The 14,982-nt window shown below is 76.4% G+C and carries 12 protein-coding genes; all 12 read right to left on the reverse strand.

The genetic code is table 11. The features are described 5' to 3' along the window. Positions 1–36 precede the first annotated feature (36 nt). The 12 genes from ACLFMI_RS11570 to ACLFMI_RS11625 all read right to left on the reverse strand — a co-directional run bounded on the left by ACLFMI_RS11570 (position 37) and on the right by ACLFMI_RS11625 (position 14,931). Positions 37–330 (reverse strand): YggT family protein, encoded by a 294-nt coding sequence (locus ACLFMI_RS11570; protein ID WP_410947802.1) that lies wholly within the window; start codon positions 328–330, stop codon positions 37–39. Positions 331–333: 3 nt separating this feature from the next. Next, positions 334–1,098: a cell division protein SepF gene (locus tag ACLFMI_RS11575; protein ID WP_410947803.1), complete on the reverse strand. Its 765-nt coding sequence runs from the start codon at positions 1,096–1,098 to the stop codon at positions 334–336. Between the two features lie 111 nt (positions 1,099–1,209). Continuing rightward, on the reverse strand, positions 1,210–1,917 hold the full coding sequence (locus ACLFMI_RS11580) for a YggS family pyridoxal phosphate-dependent enzyme (RefSeq protein ID WP_410947963.1): 708 nt from the start codon (positions 1,915–1,917) through the stop codon (positions 1,210–1,212). A gap of 116 nt (positions 1,918–2,033) precedes the next feature. Further along, complete coding sequence (pgeF, locus tag ACLFMI_RS11585; RefSeq protein WP_410947964.1) at positions 2,034–2,804, reverse strand: peptidoglycan editing factor PgeF; 771 nt, start codon at positions 2,802–2,804, stop codon at positions 2,034–2,036. 26 nt (positions 2,805–2,830) lie between these two features. Then, positions 2,831–4,255, reverse strand: a complete 1,425-nt coding sequence (gene ftsZ, locus ACLFMI_RS11590) for a cell division protein FtsZ (RefSeq protein ID WP_410947804.1) — start codon at positions 4,253–4,255, stop codon at positions 2,831–2,833. 384 nt (positions 4,256–4,639) lie between these two features. Beyond that, on the reverse strand, positions 4,640–5,581 hold the full coding sequence (locus ACLFMI_RS11595) for a cell division protein FtsQ/DivIB (RefSeq protein ID WP_410947805.1): 942 nt from the start codon (positions 5,579–5,581) through the stop codon (positions 4,640–4,642). Positions 5,582–5,585: 4 nt separating this feature from the next. Then, positions 5,586–7,019, reverse strand: a complete 1,434-nt coding sequence (gene murC, locus ACLFMI_RS11600; RefSeq protein ID WP_458788581.1) for a UDP-N-acetylmuramate--L-alanine ligase — start codon at positions 7,017–7,019, stop codon at positions 5,586–5,588. Continuing rightward, entirely contained in the window at positions 7,012–8,079 is a 1,068-nt protein-coding gene (locus ACLFMI_RS11605; RefSeq protein WP_410947966.1) for a UDP-N-acetylglucosamine--N-acetylmuramyl-(pentapeptide) pyrophosphoryl-undecaprenol N-acetylglucosamine transferase, read from the reverse strand. The genes murC and ACLFMI_RS11605 overlap by 8 nt, the downstream gene beginning before the upstream one ends. Before the next feature lie 1,458 nt (positions 8,080–9,537). Continuing rightward, positions 9,538–10,848, reverse strand: coding sequence for a putative lipid II flippase FtsW (gene ftsW, locus ACLFMI_RS11610; protein WP_410947806.1), 1,311 nt, complete (start codon positions 10,846–10,848; stop codon positions 9,538–9,540). Further along, the gene (gene murD, locus ACLFMI_RS11615; RefSeq protein WP_410947807.1) at positions 10,845–12,368 is read right to left on the reverse strand and encodes a UDP-N-acetylmuramoyl-L-alanine--D-glutamate ligase; all 1,524 of its coding nucleotides are present in this window, start codon (positions 12,366–12,368) and stop codon (positions 10,845–10,847) included. Before murD ends, ftsW begins: the two co-directional genes overlap by 4 nt. An 11-nt stretch (positions 12,369–12,379) precedes the next feature. Next, positions 12,380–13,450 carry a phospho-N-acetylmuramoyl-pentapeptide-transferase gene (mraY, locus tag ACLFMI_RS11620; RefSeq protein WP_410947808.1) on the reverse strand — a complete coding sequence of 357 codons (1,071 nt, stop codon included), beginning with the start codon at positions 13,448–13,450 and terminating at the stop codon, positions 12,380–12,382. Continuing rightward, complete coding sequence (locus ACLFMI_RS11625) at positions 13,447–14,931, reverse strand: UDP-N-acetylmuramoyl-tripeptide--D-alanyl-D-alanine ligase (RefSeq protein ID WP_410947809.1); 1,485 nt, start codon at positions 14,929–14,931, stop codon at positions 13,447–13,449. Before ACLFMI_RS11625 ends, mraY begins: the two co-directional genes overlap by 4 nt. Positions 14,932–14,982: the final 51 nt, after the last annotated feature.

Genomic DNA, 14,982 nt, shown 5'->3' on the forward strand with positions numbered 1-14,982 from the left:
CATGCGGTCCTCGGCGGCAAACCGGGTGACTGGGGCTCACACCGGTCTAGGGTCGGCGACGTTCATCAGGATGAACACCACCAACAGAAGCACCATAATCGACAGGTCCAGTCCGACGCCTCCGATACGGACGACCGGGATCACTCTCCGCAGCAACCGGACCGGCGGGTCGGTGACGGTGAACACGACTTCGAGCGCCACGGCGCTGCCGCCGGCGGGCTGCCACTTGCGCGCGAACGTCCGGGTCATCTCGACGACGATCCGGGCCGCGAGCAGCAGCCAGAAGAAGAACAGGACGTAGTAGATCAACAAACCGATCGCGGTCGACACGGCTCAATCCTGTCGGAAAGCTCCGCGCTCGGCGAGCCTGCGTGCGTCGTCCGCGGACACGTCGACGTCGGCAGGGGTGAGAAGGAACACCCGGCTGGTGACCTTGTCGAATCCGCCGTGGAGCGCGAACACCAGGCCGGCGGCGAAGTCGACCAGGCGTTTCGCCGTCGCGTCGTCCAGGTCGGTGAGGTTCATGATGACCGGCACGCCCTCCCGGTAGCGCTCCCCGATCGTCCGCGCCTCGGTGTAGCTGCGCGGGTGCAGCGTGGTGATCGAGGCGGGCGCGGCGGCCGTGCGGTCGCGCTGTTCGGGCACCGGCGCGGGCGCCGGTGGCACCGCCGCGACGGCCGGGCGCTCCTCGCGCACCGGCTCCCGGGAGGGCCCGCGCAGGCTCTCCGGATCCATCGCCAGCGCACCCCGGACGGCCGGACCGGAGCCGCCTCCGATGGGTGCCGGAAGCCCGGAGCGGTCGCCCGGCCCGGGGTCGAACTCCCGCTCACCGCGCGAATCCTGCCGGACGGCGCGCGCCGGACGGACCGGTTCCCGCGCCGGGCGGGGGCCCCACCCGTCGTCATAGGTCCCCGGCGCGTCGTAACGCTCGTCGGAGAAGCCGTCCGGGTCGGCGAACCGGCCCGCAGCACCCGACCAGCGGTCGGAACGCGGGCCGTGGTCGTGGCCGCCGCGGTACTGGTCCGGCTCGTCCACGTAGTCCATCTCATCGGCCGGGACCATGCCGAAGTACGCCTTCAGCCGGTACATCGCGCTCATCCGCTGTCCCCTCGCAGTACTGCTCGACATCGCGTGCCCCGTCGCCGATGGGGCACGCCGCGCTCTGGCGACGGTCTCGCCCGACGACCCGGTACCCGCACCGACCAGCGATTACTCGGAGGTTAGCCGCCGGTCCCCCACAAGAGCCGTACCGACACGCACCACCGTCGAACCGTGATCGATCGCGGTCTCCAGGTCGCCGCTCATCCCGGCCGACAGTTCGGACGCCCCCGGGTGCCGCGCACGGATCCGCCGGGCGGCGGCCGCGATCTCGGCGAACGCCCGCTCCGGTTCCCGGTCCAGCGGGGCGACGGCCATCAGACCGGCCGGTTCCAGCCCGGGCAGCTCCGCGACCAGATCGACCAGGGTGTCCAGGCCGTCGTCCGGGACGCCACCGCGGCCCGGGTCACCGTCCACGCTGTACTGGACGAGCACCGGCAGCGGCCGGTCGCGCTCGCCGCGCTCGCGGGCCCTGCCGATCTCGGCGTCGATCGCCCGGGCCAGCCGCGGCGAGTCCACCGACTCGATCCGGGTCACCCACGGGGTCACCAGCCGCACCTTGTTGCGTTGCAGGCCGCCGACGAAGTGCCAGCGGGGCTTGGCGTCCGGGCGGAGCCGGGCGACCTCCGCCACCTTCGCCGCGGCCTCCTGGGCCCGGTTCTCGGCGAACGCGGTCAGCCCGAGATCGAGCAGGGTGGCGACGTCGGCGGCCGGGATCGTCTTGGTGACGGCGAGCAGGGACACCTCGTCCGGGTCCCGGCCGGCGGCCCGGCAGGCCGCCGCGAGGCGCTCGCGGACGGCTCCCAGCCGCTCCGCCAGCTCCGCGGTGCGCCCGTCCCGCTCCGCGGCGGGGGCGGGCTCGGGATCGCTCGGTTCGGGAGCGCTCGGCTCGGGGGTGGTGTCCGGGTCGGGGACGTTCGGCGGGGCCACGCCGGTCATCGTGCCGGGCGGGCCGTGCTGCCGCGAGCGTCCGGGGCGCCGCCGGGGTCCAGCCAGGTGATCGCGGCCTGGCGGCCGCAGCGGCCGTCGCGCCGGTGGCTGAACAGGTCCGGATCCTCGATGGTGCAGCGCGGGTCGGTGCCGACCCGGCGCACGCCGAGGTCGGCCAGCCGGCGGGTCAGGCCGGTCCGCAGGTCCAGCCCGGCGGTACCGGTGCGGGTCCTGGAGGCGCTGCCCGGCAGGGCCGCCTCCACCTCGTCGCGCAGCGCGGCGGGCACCTCGTAGCAGGCCCCGCAGACGGCGGGGCCGAGCAGCACCTCGGTCCGCTCCGGCACGGCGCCGAGGCCGGTCATCTCGTCGAGGACGGCGTCCAGCACGCCGGCCGCGGCGCCGGCCCGGCCGGCGTGCGCGGCGCCCACGACCCCGGCCTGCGGGTCGCCGAGCAGCACCGGCACGCAGTCGGCGGCGAGCACCGCGATGCCGAGCAGCGGGACGTCGGTGACGACGGCGTCGACGTCCGGGATGTCGGGGGCGACCCCGCCGGTGCCGGGCCGGGCCCGGGGCGGCTCGCGCAGCACGGCCACCTCACGGCCGTGCACCTGCCTGAGGAACACCAGGCCGGACAGGCCGAGCTCGCGGACCACCCGGGCTCGGTTCGCGGTGACCGCGGCCGGGTCGTCGCCGACGCCGAGCGAGAGGTTGAACCGGGCGAACGGGCCGGTCGACCGGCCACCCGCCCGGGTCGTGGTGACCCGGCGGACCCGCACCGGGCTGTCGGCTCCGGGGGCCGGGCTCACCGCCGCATGAACGGCGGGACGTCCACCTCGTCCTCGTCCGGCTCCGGCGCCGGGCGGGAGGCGGGGGCACCGTGCGGGCCGGACACCCCGCCCTGGGCTGCCGGGGCCGGGGCCGCCGGCGCGGACGGAGCGACGCTCCCCTGCCCGGCCGGAGCCGCGCCGCCGTCGGCGCCGATCCCGCCCTGGCGCGGCGCCGGAGCGGTGGTCTGGGCGGGCGGCAGCACGCCGGCACGGTGCGTGGTCTCCGGCGCCGGCACCGCGGCCGGCAGGTCCGGGGTGGCGCGGTCGGCCGGCGGGGTCGCGGTGAACCGCGCGGTGCCGTTCTCCTGGGCCGGTGCCTGCGTTGCGGTGGCCGGCTGCTGCTGCGGGGCCTGCTGCTGCGGGGCCGTCGACGCGTCGTCGGCCGTGGCCGGCTCGGACGCGCGCTGGGTGCCGGAGCGGAACACCGCGGGCTCGAGCTTCTTGTGGGTCGGCGTGCCGCCCTCGAAACCGGCTGCTATGACGGTGATCCGGACCTCGTCGCCCAGCGAGTCGTCGATGACCGTCCCGAAGATGATGTTCGCCTCGGGGTGCGCGGCCTCCTGGACCAGCGAGGCCGCCTCGTGGATCTCGAACAGGCCCAGGTCCGAACCGCCCGCGATGGAGAGCAGCACGCCCTGCGCGCCGTCCATCGAGGCCTCGAGCAGCGGCGAGTTGATCGCACTCTCGGCGGCCTGCACGGCACGTCCCTCGCCGCGGGCGGACCCGATCCCCATCAGGGCCGAACCCGCTCCGGACATCACCGACTTGACGTCCGCGAAGTCCAGGTTGATCAGGCCGGGGGTGGTGATCAGGTTGGTGATGCCCTGGACGCCGGAGAGCAGCACCTCGTCGGCGGAGCGGAAGGCGTCCATCAGGGAGACGCCCACGTCCCCGAGCTGCAGCAACCGGTCGTTCGGGATGACGATCAGGGTGTCGCACTCGTTGCGCAGGCCCTGGATGCCGTCCTCGGCCTGACCGGCACGGCGACGGCCCTCGAAGGTGAACGGCCGGGTGACGACGCCGATGGTGAGCGCGCCGAGCTTGCGGGCGATGGACGCGACGACCGGCGCACCGCCGGTGCCGGTCCCGCCGCCCTCGCCGGCGGTCACGAAGACCATGTCGGCCCCCTTGAGGACCTCCTCGATCTCCTCCGCGTGGTCCTCGGCGGCCTTCCCCCCGACGTCCGGGTCGGCGCCGGCGCCGAGCCCGCGGGTGAGCTCGCGGCCGATGTCGAGCTTGACGTCGGCGTCGGACATCAGGAGGGCCTGGGCGTCGGTGTTCACCGCGATGAACTCGACACCCTTGAGGCCGACCTCGATCATGCGGTTGACGGCGTTCACGCCGCCGCCACCGATGCCGACGACCTTGATCACGGCCAGGTAGTTGTGCGGGGGCGTCATGCGGCACCTTCCAGTCGCTCGGGGGGTCCGGTCCAGCTCCGGGTGCCCCGGGCCTTCAGGCTCGAACGCTAGGTCGCACGCGGGGCCCGGGTCCAGCAGGCGCGCCGCGCGGCGGCAACACCCCGCCCGGGTGGTTCCGTTCCCGGTCGGCATGAACCGCACACCGTCATCGCCCGGTCACGGTACGGAGCGCACCCTGGTCCACCACCGTGCCGTCATCGCGACCGCGGCGCCGCGCCGGCCGGGTACCGCCGATCGGGTCGGGCACCCGGCCACGATCGGGGCCCGCCGGCGGTGCCACTTCCGGAGGTGCCGACTGCCGGCAGGTGCCGACTGCCGGCGGTGCCGACTGCCGGCGGGACGGACGAGCCGCTCGGGGCCGGCTCAGTCCTGGCGGACGGTGGCCAGCTCCGGGCTGGACACGTCGTAGACGGTGCCCTCCCGGGTCAGCAGCGGCCCGAGCACCGCGGCCCGCCGTTGCACCGCGGCCGCGTCGGACCACGGGCCCCAGAGGACCCGGCGGTCGTCGGTGAGGACGAGCTCGAACGTCGTGCCGCCCGGCCCGAACCCGACCGACCGGACCTGGTCCCGGACCGGCTGCGGCAGCGCCTGCAGCATCCCGACCGCGGCCGCCGTCGCGGGGTCGTCCGGGGCGACCCGGGGCAGCGCCAGGACCGGGAACGCCGCGTCCGGGGGTGCCGGGCGGTAGGGGTAGCCGGTGACGTCGACGATCCGGCGCCCCCCGGGGCCCTCGACGAGGGCGACCGGGGTGCGTTCGGCGACGGTGACGGTCAGGGTGTGCGGCCAGGACCGGCCGACCTCGACGGACGCGACACCGGGGATCGCTGCGACCCGGGCGGTGACCGCGTCGGTGTCGACGGCGGCCAGCGGGGTCCCGGGCTCGACACCGGCGGCGTCGGACACGTCCCGAGCCGGGATCTGCCGGGTGCCGGTGACCTCGACGTCGTGCACCGCGGGCCCGAACCGGCCCAGCGCCCACCAGGCACCGGCGGACAGCCCGATCAGCAGAACCAGCACGGTCGCCAGGACGGCCAGGGTGCGCCGCCGGCGGCGCCGCGGGTCGCCCGGCCGGTCGGGTCCGCCGCGGCCACCGGTGGAGCGGTCCGGGCCGGACCGGGTCCGGCCCGGCCCGGAGTGCCCGGTCCGATCGGCGGTCGCGGTGTCACCGGCCCGCTCCGCGGCCCGGCGCTCCCGGATCCGCCGGGCCCGCTCGGCCGCGCGGCGCTGCTGCTCCGGGGTGCGCCCGGCACCGCTCGCACCGCGGTCGTGCCGGTCGGCTCGGTCCGGGTCGCCGTCGGTGGCCATCGGGTCAGGCTCCGTCCGCGAGCTCGCGCAGGATCTCCGGCCCGAGGACGGTGACGTCCCCGGCCCCCATGGTGATCACCGTGTCGCCCTCGGCGGCGAGCGCGGCGAGCGCGGCCGGCACCGCCTCCCAGGACGGCGCCCGGTGCACCCGCTCGGCCGGCAGCCGCACCGAGTCGGTGATCAGCGTGGGACCGACGCCGGGCTCCGGGTCCTCCCGCGCGCCGTAGACCTCCAGCACCATGACCTCGTCGGCCAGCGACAGCGCCTCGCCGAACTCGGCCGCGAAGAGCCGGGTCCGGGAGTAGAGGTGCGGCTGGAAGGCGACCAGCACCCGTCCGCGGTGACCGTGCCCGGTCACGGTGGCCTCCCGGGCGGCGCGCAGGGTGGCGGCGACCTCTGTGGGGTGGTGGGCGTAGTCGTCGTAGACCGCGACGCCGCGCACCCGGCCCTTGAACTCGAACCGCCGCTGCACCCCGCCGAACCCGGCCAGGCCGGTCAGCAGCGCCTCGGTGTCCTGGCCGACGACGATGCCGGCCAGGAACGCCCCCAGCGCGTTCAGCGCCATGTGCTCGCCCGGGACGGCCAGCTCCAACTCGTGCTCGACGCCGTCGTGCCGGAACGTGCTGCGCGAGCCGGTGCCGTCCGGGACGAAGTCGAGCAACCGGGCGTCGGCGGCGCCGACGGCCGAATGGCCGTAGCGGAGCACGGTGACCCCGGCCCGCTCGGCGACGACCGCGACGTCCTCGGCCCCCTGGTCGTCGGCGCAGGTGATCAGCGTGGCACCGAGGGCCAGCCGGTCCAGGAACCGGCGGAAGACGGCGTGGTAGGTGTCGGCGTCGCCGTGGTGGTCGAGGTGGTCGGGCTCGACGTTGGTGACGACCGCGACCGACGGCGTGAACGCGGTGAAGGAGCCGTCGCTCTCGTCGGCCTCGACGACGAACACGTCGCCGGTGCCGTGGTGGGCGCCGCTACCCGACACCGACAGGTCGCCACCGATCGCGAACGACGGGTCCGCACCGGCGTGCTGCAGGGCGACGGTGACCATCGACGTCGTCGAGGTCTTGCCGTGCGTCCCGGCGACGGCGACGAGCCGGCGGCCCTCGGTCAGGGCGGCCAGTGCGGTCGCCCGGTGGACGACGTGGAGCCCGTCCGCGCGGGCCCGCGCCAGCTCCGGGTTGGTCTCCCGGATCGCGGTGGACACCACCACGGTCGGCGGGTCCTCCCCCGGGTGCTGCAGGTGCGCGGCGTCGTGGCCGAGCTCGACCCGGGCGCCGAGCGCGCGCAGCGCGGTGGCGGTACGCGACTCGCGGGCGTCCGAGCCGGACACCCTCACGCCACGGGCCAGCAGGATCCGGGCGATACCGCTCATCCCGGCCCCGCCGATCCCGATCAGGTGCACGTGCCGGCCCAGGCCGGGCACGCTGGGCTCGTCACTCACGGCGGGCGACCTCCATGACGATCCGGGCGAGCTTCTCGTCGGCCTCGCCGTGCCCGGCGGCCCGGGCGCGACGGCCCATCGCCAGGGCCAGGTCCGGGTCGGTGAGCATCGGCATCAGGTCGTCGATCGCGCGCTCGCCGTTCATGTCCTCGTCGGCGACGAGCTTGCCGCCACCGGCCTGGACGACCGGGCGGGCGTTCAGCGCCTGCTCGCCGTTGCCGTGCGGCAGCGGCACGTACACCGCGGGAAGGCCGACGGCGGTGAGCTCGGCGACGGTGGTCATCCCGGACCGGGCGAGGACGACGTCGGACGCGGCGTAGGCCAGGTCCATCCGCTCGATGTAGGGCATCGGGAAGTACCCGGGCCGCGGCGGGGCTGGCTCACCGGTACGGCCGTGCGCGTGCAGCACCGCGATGCCGCGCTCGGTGAACGCCTGCACCGACTCGGCGACCGCGGTGTTCAACGTCCGCGAGCCCTGCGAACCGCCGAACACCAGCAGCACCGGGCCGTGTGAGGGCAGCCCGAAGTGGGTGCGCGCCTCCGGGCGCAGCGCGGCCCGGTCCAGGGTGGTGATCGAGCGGCGCAGCGGCATCCCGACCACCTCCTCGTTGGCCAGCCCGGTGCCGGGGACGGCGGCGGCCACGGCCGCGGCGAACCGCGCACCGACCTTGTTCGCCAGCCCGGCCCGGGCGTTCGCCTCGTGCACCACGATCGGCACCCGGCCGCGGGCGCCGAGGTAGGCGGGCAGCGACACGAACCCGCCGAACCCGATGACGACGTCGGCCTGCACCGACTCGAGCACCTCGCGGACCCGCTTGACGGCGCCGCGGACGTTGCCGGGCAGCTTGAGCAGGTCGGCGGAGGGCTTGCGGGGCAGCGGCACCGGCGGGATCAGCTCGAGCGGGTAGCCGCGGGCCGGGATCAGCTGGGTGTCCAGGCCCTTCTCGGTACCGAGCGCGGTGACCCGGGCGCCCGGGACGAGCCTGCGGATCGCGTCGGCGAGGGCGAGGGCGGGCTCGATGTGTCCCGCCGATCCGCCCCCGGCGACGACGACCGACAGCGCCCCCGGCGCGGGCGCCGGGACCTGCTCACCGGCCGGCCGGGTGGCCGCGGGCGGGAATCCGGGTGCGCCGGGTCCGGCGGGCGGGCCGCCCGGGACCTGGCCGCCGTGCTCGGGACGGCCGGGGGCCGGTGCGCCGTACGGGCCCGGCGCTCCCCGCGCGCCGGGGCCTGCGGGGCCAGCCGGACCTCCGGGTCCGTCCGGACCTGGGGGTACACCGGGGCCTGCGGGGCCACCGGGGCCTGCGAGGTTTGCCGGTCCACCGGGGCCGCCGGGGTGGAAGCCCCGGGGTCCGGGCAGTCCCGGTCCACCGGGACCCGGCCGGCCCGGGCCGGTCGGCCCGGGCCCGGGACGGCCGGGGCCCGGTGAAGCGGGGCCCTGCGCGCCGGGCTGCGTCTGGCCGGGCTGCCCCGGGCCGGGCTGGATCGGTCCAGGCTGCCCCGGGCCGGGCTGCCACGGCGCCGGCTGCCACGGGCCGGGGTACCCGCCTGCGGGTCCCCGCGGCCAGGGTCCGGGTCCGGGGTGCCCGGGCGCGCCCGGCTGCCGACCGGCGACACCGGGCACGGGCCCGCCGGGCCGCGCAGGTGGCGTCCCCTGTGGAGCCCACCCGGCCGGGTGCCCCGGACCGGGCACGTTCCCCGGCGCCCCCGGACCCCCCGGACCACCGGGTCCGGCGGCCGGCGCGCCACCCGGGGCGGCTCCGGGCCGGGCCCCCGGGACCTGCCGCTGCGGACCGGTGTCGGACTGCGCCGCGGCGCCCGGACCGGCAGCAGGCCCGGTGGCACCGGCGGCACCGGCGGGGGGCTGCGGGCCGGTCGCGGTGCCGCGAGCACCGTTCCCGCCGGTCGACTCCGGCGTCGTGCCCTGCGCGTTCTGCGGTCCCGTCGGGGGCCCGGCGTGCGGTGCGGGCGATCCGTCCGGCGCGCCGGAGGTACCCGCCCCGTTCGGCGGGGCGCCCGGGGTGAACAGATCCCCGGACGCGTCCGGGCGCGCCGGTGGAGCCTCCGGGGCGGCCGGACGGTCGGCGCCCTCCGGCCCGTCGGCACCCGGGTCGCGGGAGATCCCGTTGCGCCCGGTGCCGATCTGCCGGGTGAGGTCGTGCAGGCCGGGGTTCCAGCCGGTCGCCGGGAAACGGGGCCCGGGCGCCGCGGCCCCGAACACCACCCCGTCCGGCACCACGCCGCCGGCCGGACGCGTGCCGTCCGACCGGTCGGCGGCGCCGTCCTTCGGCTGCCCGCCACCCATCGTGGGCCGCCGGGAGGCCTGGCCGCCGGTGCCGCCGGCCCCGCCGCCGTCCCGGTCCGCGTTGCCGTCCTGCTCCGTGCCCGTCACGCTCTCGTGCCCCTCGCGTCGTCGGAGATCCGGCGCTGCCGCCGTGATCGTTCTAGCCTGGTCCTCGTCGCCCTGATCGCCGCGTCCTCCGCCGTCGAGCCGGTCAGCCGATCCGCTCCGGCCGGCTCACCGCGCCGCCCACCTCGACGGCGGCCCGGAAGCCCGGTAGGGCTGCGGCAACGGCAGCCGCAGCAGCCGCGCCACCCGGCCCTGGCCGTCCTTGCGCAGCGCCGCGACCGCCTCCGGCTCGTGCCGCGCCGCGTTGGTCAGCACACCGAACACGAACATGGTCACCACCAGCGACGTGCCGCCGGAGGAGATCAGCGGCAGCTGCAGCCCGGTCACCGGGAGCAGCCCCACCACGTAGCCGATGTTGATCGAGGCCTGGACGACCAGGCCGGTCGTCAACGTCGCCACCACGATCCGCAGCCACGGGTCGGTGTTGCGGGCCGCGATCCGCATGCCGGTGTAGGCCAGCGTCGCGAACAGCGCCAGCACCGCGAACGCCCCGACCAGGCCGAGCTCCTCGCCGATGATCGCGAAGATGAAGTCGTTGTGCGCGTTGGGCAGGTAGTCCCACTTCGCCCGGCCCTGGCCCAGCCCGACGCCGAACAGCCCGCCGTCGGCGAGCGAGTAGAGCGCCTGGGTGGCCTGGTAGGACGGACCGAGCGGGTCGGCCGTGTCCGGGGACAGGAACGCCGAGATCCGGCTGGCCCGGTACCCGGCGGTCAGGCCCAGGATCACCGCCCCGGCCAGCCCGCCACCGGCGATCAGGGCGAGCAGGCGTATCGAGGCGCCGCCGAAGTACAGCAGCGCGAGCATCACGATCCCGAACGAGACCGTCATGCCGAGGTCCGGCTCCAGCACCAGCAGCGTGAAGATCACCAGGGTGACCGGGACGACCGGGTTCAGTGCGTGCTTCCAGCGGTGCATCACCGCGCGCCGGGCGGCCAGCACGTGCGCGCCCCACAGCGTCAGCGCGATCTTGACGGCCTCCGAGGGCTGCAACGACAGCGGCCCGAGGACGAACCAGGAGCGGGAGCCGCCGCGCTCCGCACCGATCCCCGGGATCAGCACCGCGACCAACGCGAGCACCCCGACGATCAGCAGGAACGGGGCGGCCGCGCGCAGCGTGCGGGGTGGGATCCGCAACCCGATGTAGAACAGCACCAGCCCGACGCCGCAGAACATCAGCTGCCGGGTGAACACCGAGTACGCCCCGCCGGTGGACAGCGACTGCACCGACGACGCCGACAGCACCATGACCAGGCCGAACAGCGTGAGCAGGCCGAACACGCCGAGGGTCAGGTGCAGCGAGGTGAGCGGGCGGCGCAGCCAGCGCCGCAGCCGCCGCGCCCCGGACCGGGCACCGGTTCCGGCGGCCACCGCGGCGATCCGCGCCGGGCTGCGCCGCGCGGTCCGCTCGTCCGGGCTCATCGTCCGGCCCCGGTATCGATGCTCGTTCCGCTGCCGCTGCACTCGGTGCCGATGCTCGTTCCGCTGCCGCTGCACTCGGTGCCGAGACCCGCGACGGCGGCGGCGAAGGCGTCACCGCGGTGCGCGTAGTCGCGGAACTGGTCCATCGACGCGGCCGCTGGCGCGAGCAGCACGACGTCGCCGGGGCGGGCCAGCACGGCCGCCCGGCGGACCGCGTCGGGCATCGGGTCGGACCCGGGATCCTGCTGGTGGGAGGGCACCATCCCCCTATCGTGACCCCCACCGACCTCCTCCACCGGGAGGCCGGGGGCGTGTCGCGCGAGCGCCTCGGCGATCGGCGCACGGTCCACCCCGATCACGACGACGCCGGCGATCCGGTCCGCGTGCCGGGCGGCCAGGCCGCCGAGCACGTCCGGCGAGACCCCCTTCAGCAGCCCGCCGACCACCCAGACCGCCCGCGCGCCCGGGCTGCGGGCGGCCACGGCGGCCAGCGCGGCGTCCGCGGCGTGCGGGTTGGTGGCCTTCGAGTCGTCCAGGTACCGGACGCCACCGTGCTCGCCCACGGGGGCGCTGCGGTGCGGGCCCGGGGTGAACGACGACAGCGCCTTCCCGATCTCCGCGGCCGGCACCCCGTGCGCCCGGGCCAGCGCGGACGCGGCCAGCGCGTCGGTGATCCCGGGCGGCCCCGGCGGGACGACCGCGGCCGCCGCCAGCAGCTCGCCGCCGCCGAACGCGCGGTCGGTCAGCACCCCGCCGGAGACGCCGAGCTGGTCCGGCCCCGGCTCGCCGAGGGTCACCCCGACCCGGCGCGGCGCGGGGGCCGCGGCCAGCAGCCGGGCGGCGACCGGGTCGTCGATCCCGCCGAGGGCGACGTCGCCGACCAGTGCGCGGGCCTTCGCGGCCGCGTAGCCGTCCATCCCGCCGTGCCAGTCCAGGTGGTCCTCGGCGACGTTGAGCACCACGCCGGCGGCCGGGCGCACCGACGGCGACCAGTGCAGCTGGAAGCTGGACAGCTCCACCGCGAGCACCGAGAAGCCCTCGGCCACCGCGCTGACGACCGGGTATCCGATGTTGCCGCACGCCACCGCGGACGCGCCGGCGCCCTGCAGGATCGCGGCGAGCATCTCGGTGGTGGTGGTCTTGCCGTTGGTGCCGGTGACGACCAGCCAGGCCGGCGCCGGCGCGCCACCGGCCCGCTCGCGGGCCACCCCGAGCCGCCAGGCCAGCTCCGGCTCGCCGATCACCTCGGCCCCGGCGGCGGTCGCAGCCGCGACCAGCGCGTGATCCGGGCGCCGGCCCGGCGAGGTGACGACGGTGCCGACGCCGTCCGGGATCCCGCCGCCGGTCCACGCCTCGGTCCCGTCCGGCAGCGCGGCCAGCGCGGCCGGCGAGTCGTCGGACACCAGGACGACCGCGCCCTCGTCGCGCAGCACCGCGGCGGCGGCCAGGCCGGAGACCCCGGCCCCGGCCACCAGCACCCGCCGGCCGGCGAACGCCCCCGCCGGCCCGGATCCCGTCATGCCGGATCCCGTCACGCCGAACCAGAGGCCGCGAGCCACTCGCTGTAGAAGATGCCCAGCCCCATCGCCGCACAGATCGCCGCGAGCAGCCAGAACCGGATGATGACCGTGGTCTCGGCCCAGCCCGCCAGCTCGAAGTGGTGGTGGAACGGCGCCATCCGGAACAGCCGCCGCCGGGCGGTGCGGAACACCACGATCTGCAGCGACACCGACAGCGCCTCGACCACGAACACGCCACCGACGATGACCAGCAGCAGCTCGGTGCGGGTGACCATGGACAGCCCGGCGAGCAACCCGCCCAGCGCCAGCGAGCCGGTGTCCCCCATGAAGATCCGGGCCGGGGCGGCGTTCCACCAGAGGAAGCCGATGCAGCCGCCCATCGCGGCCGCCGCGACCAGGCCGACGTCGAGCGGGTCGCGGACCTCGTAGCAGCCCGCGCTCGCGACGGCCGCGCAGCTGTTGCGGAACTGCCAGAACCCGATGATCACGTAGGTGCCGAGCACCATCGCCGCGGTGCCGGCGGCCAGCCCGTCCAGGCCGTCGGTGAGGTTCACCGCGTTCGACCAGGCCGCGACGATCAGGTTGCAGAGCAGCACGAACCCGATCACGCCGAAGCTCAGCACGGTGATGTCCCGGACGAACGACAGGCTGTCCGAGGCCGGGGTCAGGTTCCGGTCGTTGGCGAACCGGACCGCGAGCACGCCGAAGGTCGTCGCGGTCAGCACCTGGCCGACGATCTTGGAAGTCTTGTTCAGGCCCAGGTTGCGCTGGCGGCGGATCTTGAGGAAGTCGTCCAGGAACCCGACCAGGCCCAGGGCGGTGGTCAGGAACAGCACCAGCAGCGCCGAGGCGGTGACCGGCTCCCGGGTGAAGGCGTGCGAGCCCAGGTAGCCGACCCAGACGGCGATCAGGATCGCGACGCCGCCCATCGTCGGCGTGCCGCGCTTGGACTGGTGGCTCTGCGGGCCCTCCTCGCGGATCTCCTGCCCGAAGCCCTGCCGGGCGAAGAACCGGATCAGGTACGGCGTGAGCAGGATCGAGACCGCGAGCGCGAGGCCCGACGCCAGGAACAGGCCCCTCACCGGCCGACCCGCCCCTCCGGTCGCTCCGCCGCCGGGGCGGTCGATCGGCCACCGGCCTCGAGCAGCCCGGCGGCCACCCGTTCCAGCCCCGCGCTGCGGGACGCCTTCACCAGCACCACGTCGTCCGGTGCGACCTCGGCGCGCAGCAGCGCCAGCGCGGCGTCGACGTCGGCGACGTGCTCGGCATCCGGCCCGTAGTCCGGGGTGCCGACGGCCAGCACCCGCTCGATCCCGGCGGTCCGGGCCCGTGCGGTGCTCGCGGCGTGCGCGGCGGCGGCGCCGTCTCCGATCTCGGCCATCGGGCCCAGCACCGCCCAGGCCCGGCGGGTGCCTCCGGCCAGCGAGGACACCGCGGACAGCGCGGCCTGCATCGCCTCCGGATTGGCGTTGTAGGCGTCGTTGACGACGGTCACCCCGTCCGCGCGGTCGGTGACCTCCATCCGCCAACGCGACGCCGGGGTCGCCGCGGACAGCGCCGCCGCGACCTGCTCGAGGGTACCGCCCAGCTCGAGCGCGACCGCGGCCGCGGCCAGCGCGTTCGACACCTGGTGCCCGCCGACCAGGCGCAGCGTCACGTCTGCCGCGCCGGAGGGGGTGACCAGCCGGAACGATGGCCGGCCCGCGTGCAGCACGACGTCCTCGGCGCGGACGTCGGCGCCCGCGGCGGTGCCGAAGGTCACCACCCGGGCCGGGGTGCGGAACGCCATGGCGGCGACGGCGTCGTCGTCGGCGTTGAGCACCGCGACCCCGCCCCGGCCGCCCGGCAGGTCGCCCGGCGGCAGCGCCTCGACCAGCTCGCCCTTCGCGGCGGCGATCCCGGCCCGCGATCCGAACTCGCCCAGGTGCGCCGAGCCGACGTTGAGCACGACCCCGATCCGGGGCGGCGCCACCGCGCACAGCGACGCGATGTGGCCCGGCCCGCGGGCGGAGAACTCCAGCACCAGGTGCCGGGTCGCGGCGTCGGCGCGCAGCGCGGTGTAGGGGGTGCCGAGCTCGTTGTTGAACGACTCCGGCGGCGCGACCGTGCGGCCCAGCGGGGCGAGCACGGCGGCCAGCAGGTCCTTGGTCGAGGTCTTGCCGGCACTGCCGGTCACCCCGACGACGGCGAGGCCGGGCAGCGCGCCCAGCACGTGCCGGGCCAGCCGGGCCAGCGCCTCCAGGACGGCGGCGCCGTGCCCGTCCGGGTCGGTCGCGCCCAGGTAGGTGTGGCCGTCCCGGTGCCGGGGCGGCGGCGCGATCACCGCGGGGGCGTCGACCTCGCGGCCGGCCAGCACCCCGACGGCGCCACGGGTGACGGCGCGGGACGCGAAGTCGTGCCCGTCGGCGCGCTCGCCGGGCAGTGCCAGGAACAGCCCGCCCGGGCCCACCGTGCGGGAGTCGAACTCCACCGTCGTCACCGGCCGTGCGGCGTCGTCGTCACCGACCCGGTGCAGCCGGCCACCGGTCACCGTCGCGACCTCGGAGAGCGTCATCTCGATCATGATGACCCCTCCGCCGTCCCCGTGCACCTGTCCACCTGCTCGGTTCGCCCT

Origin of the sequence: Pseudonocardia nantongensis (genome assembly GCF_046546495.1) — a bacterium.
GTDB lineage: Bacteria > Actinomycetota > Actinomycetes > Mycobacteriales > Pseudonocardiaceae > Pseudonocardia > Pseudonocardia nantongensis.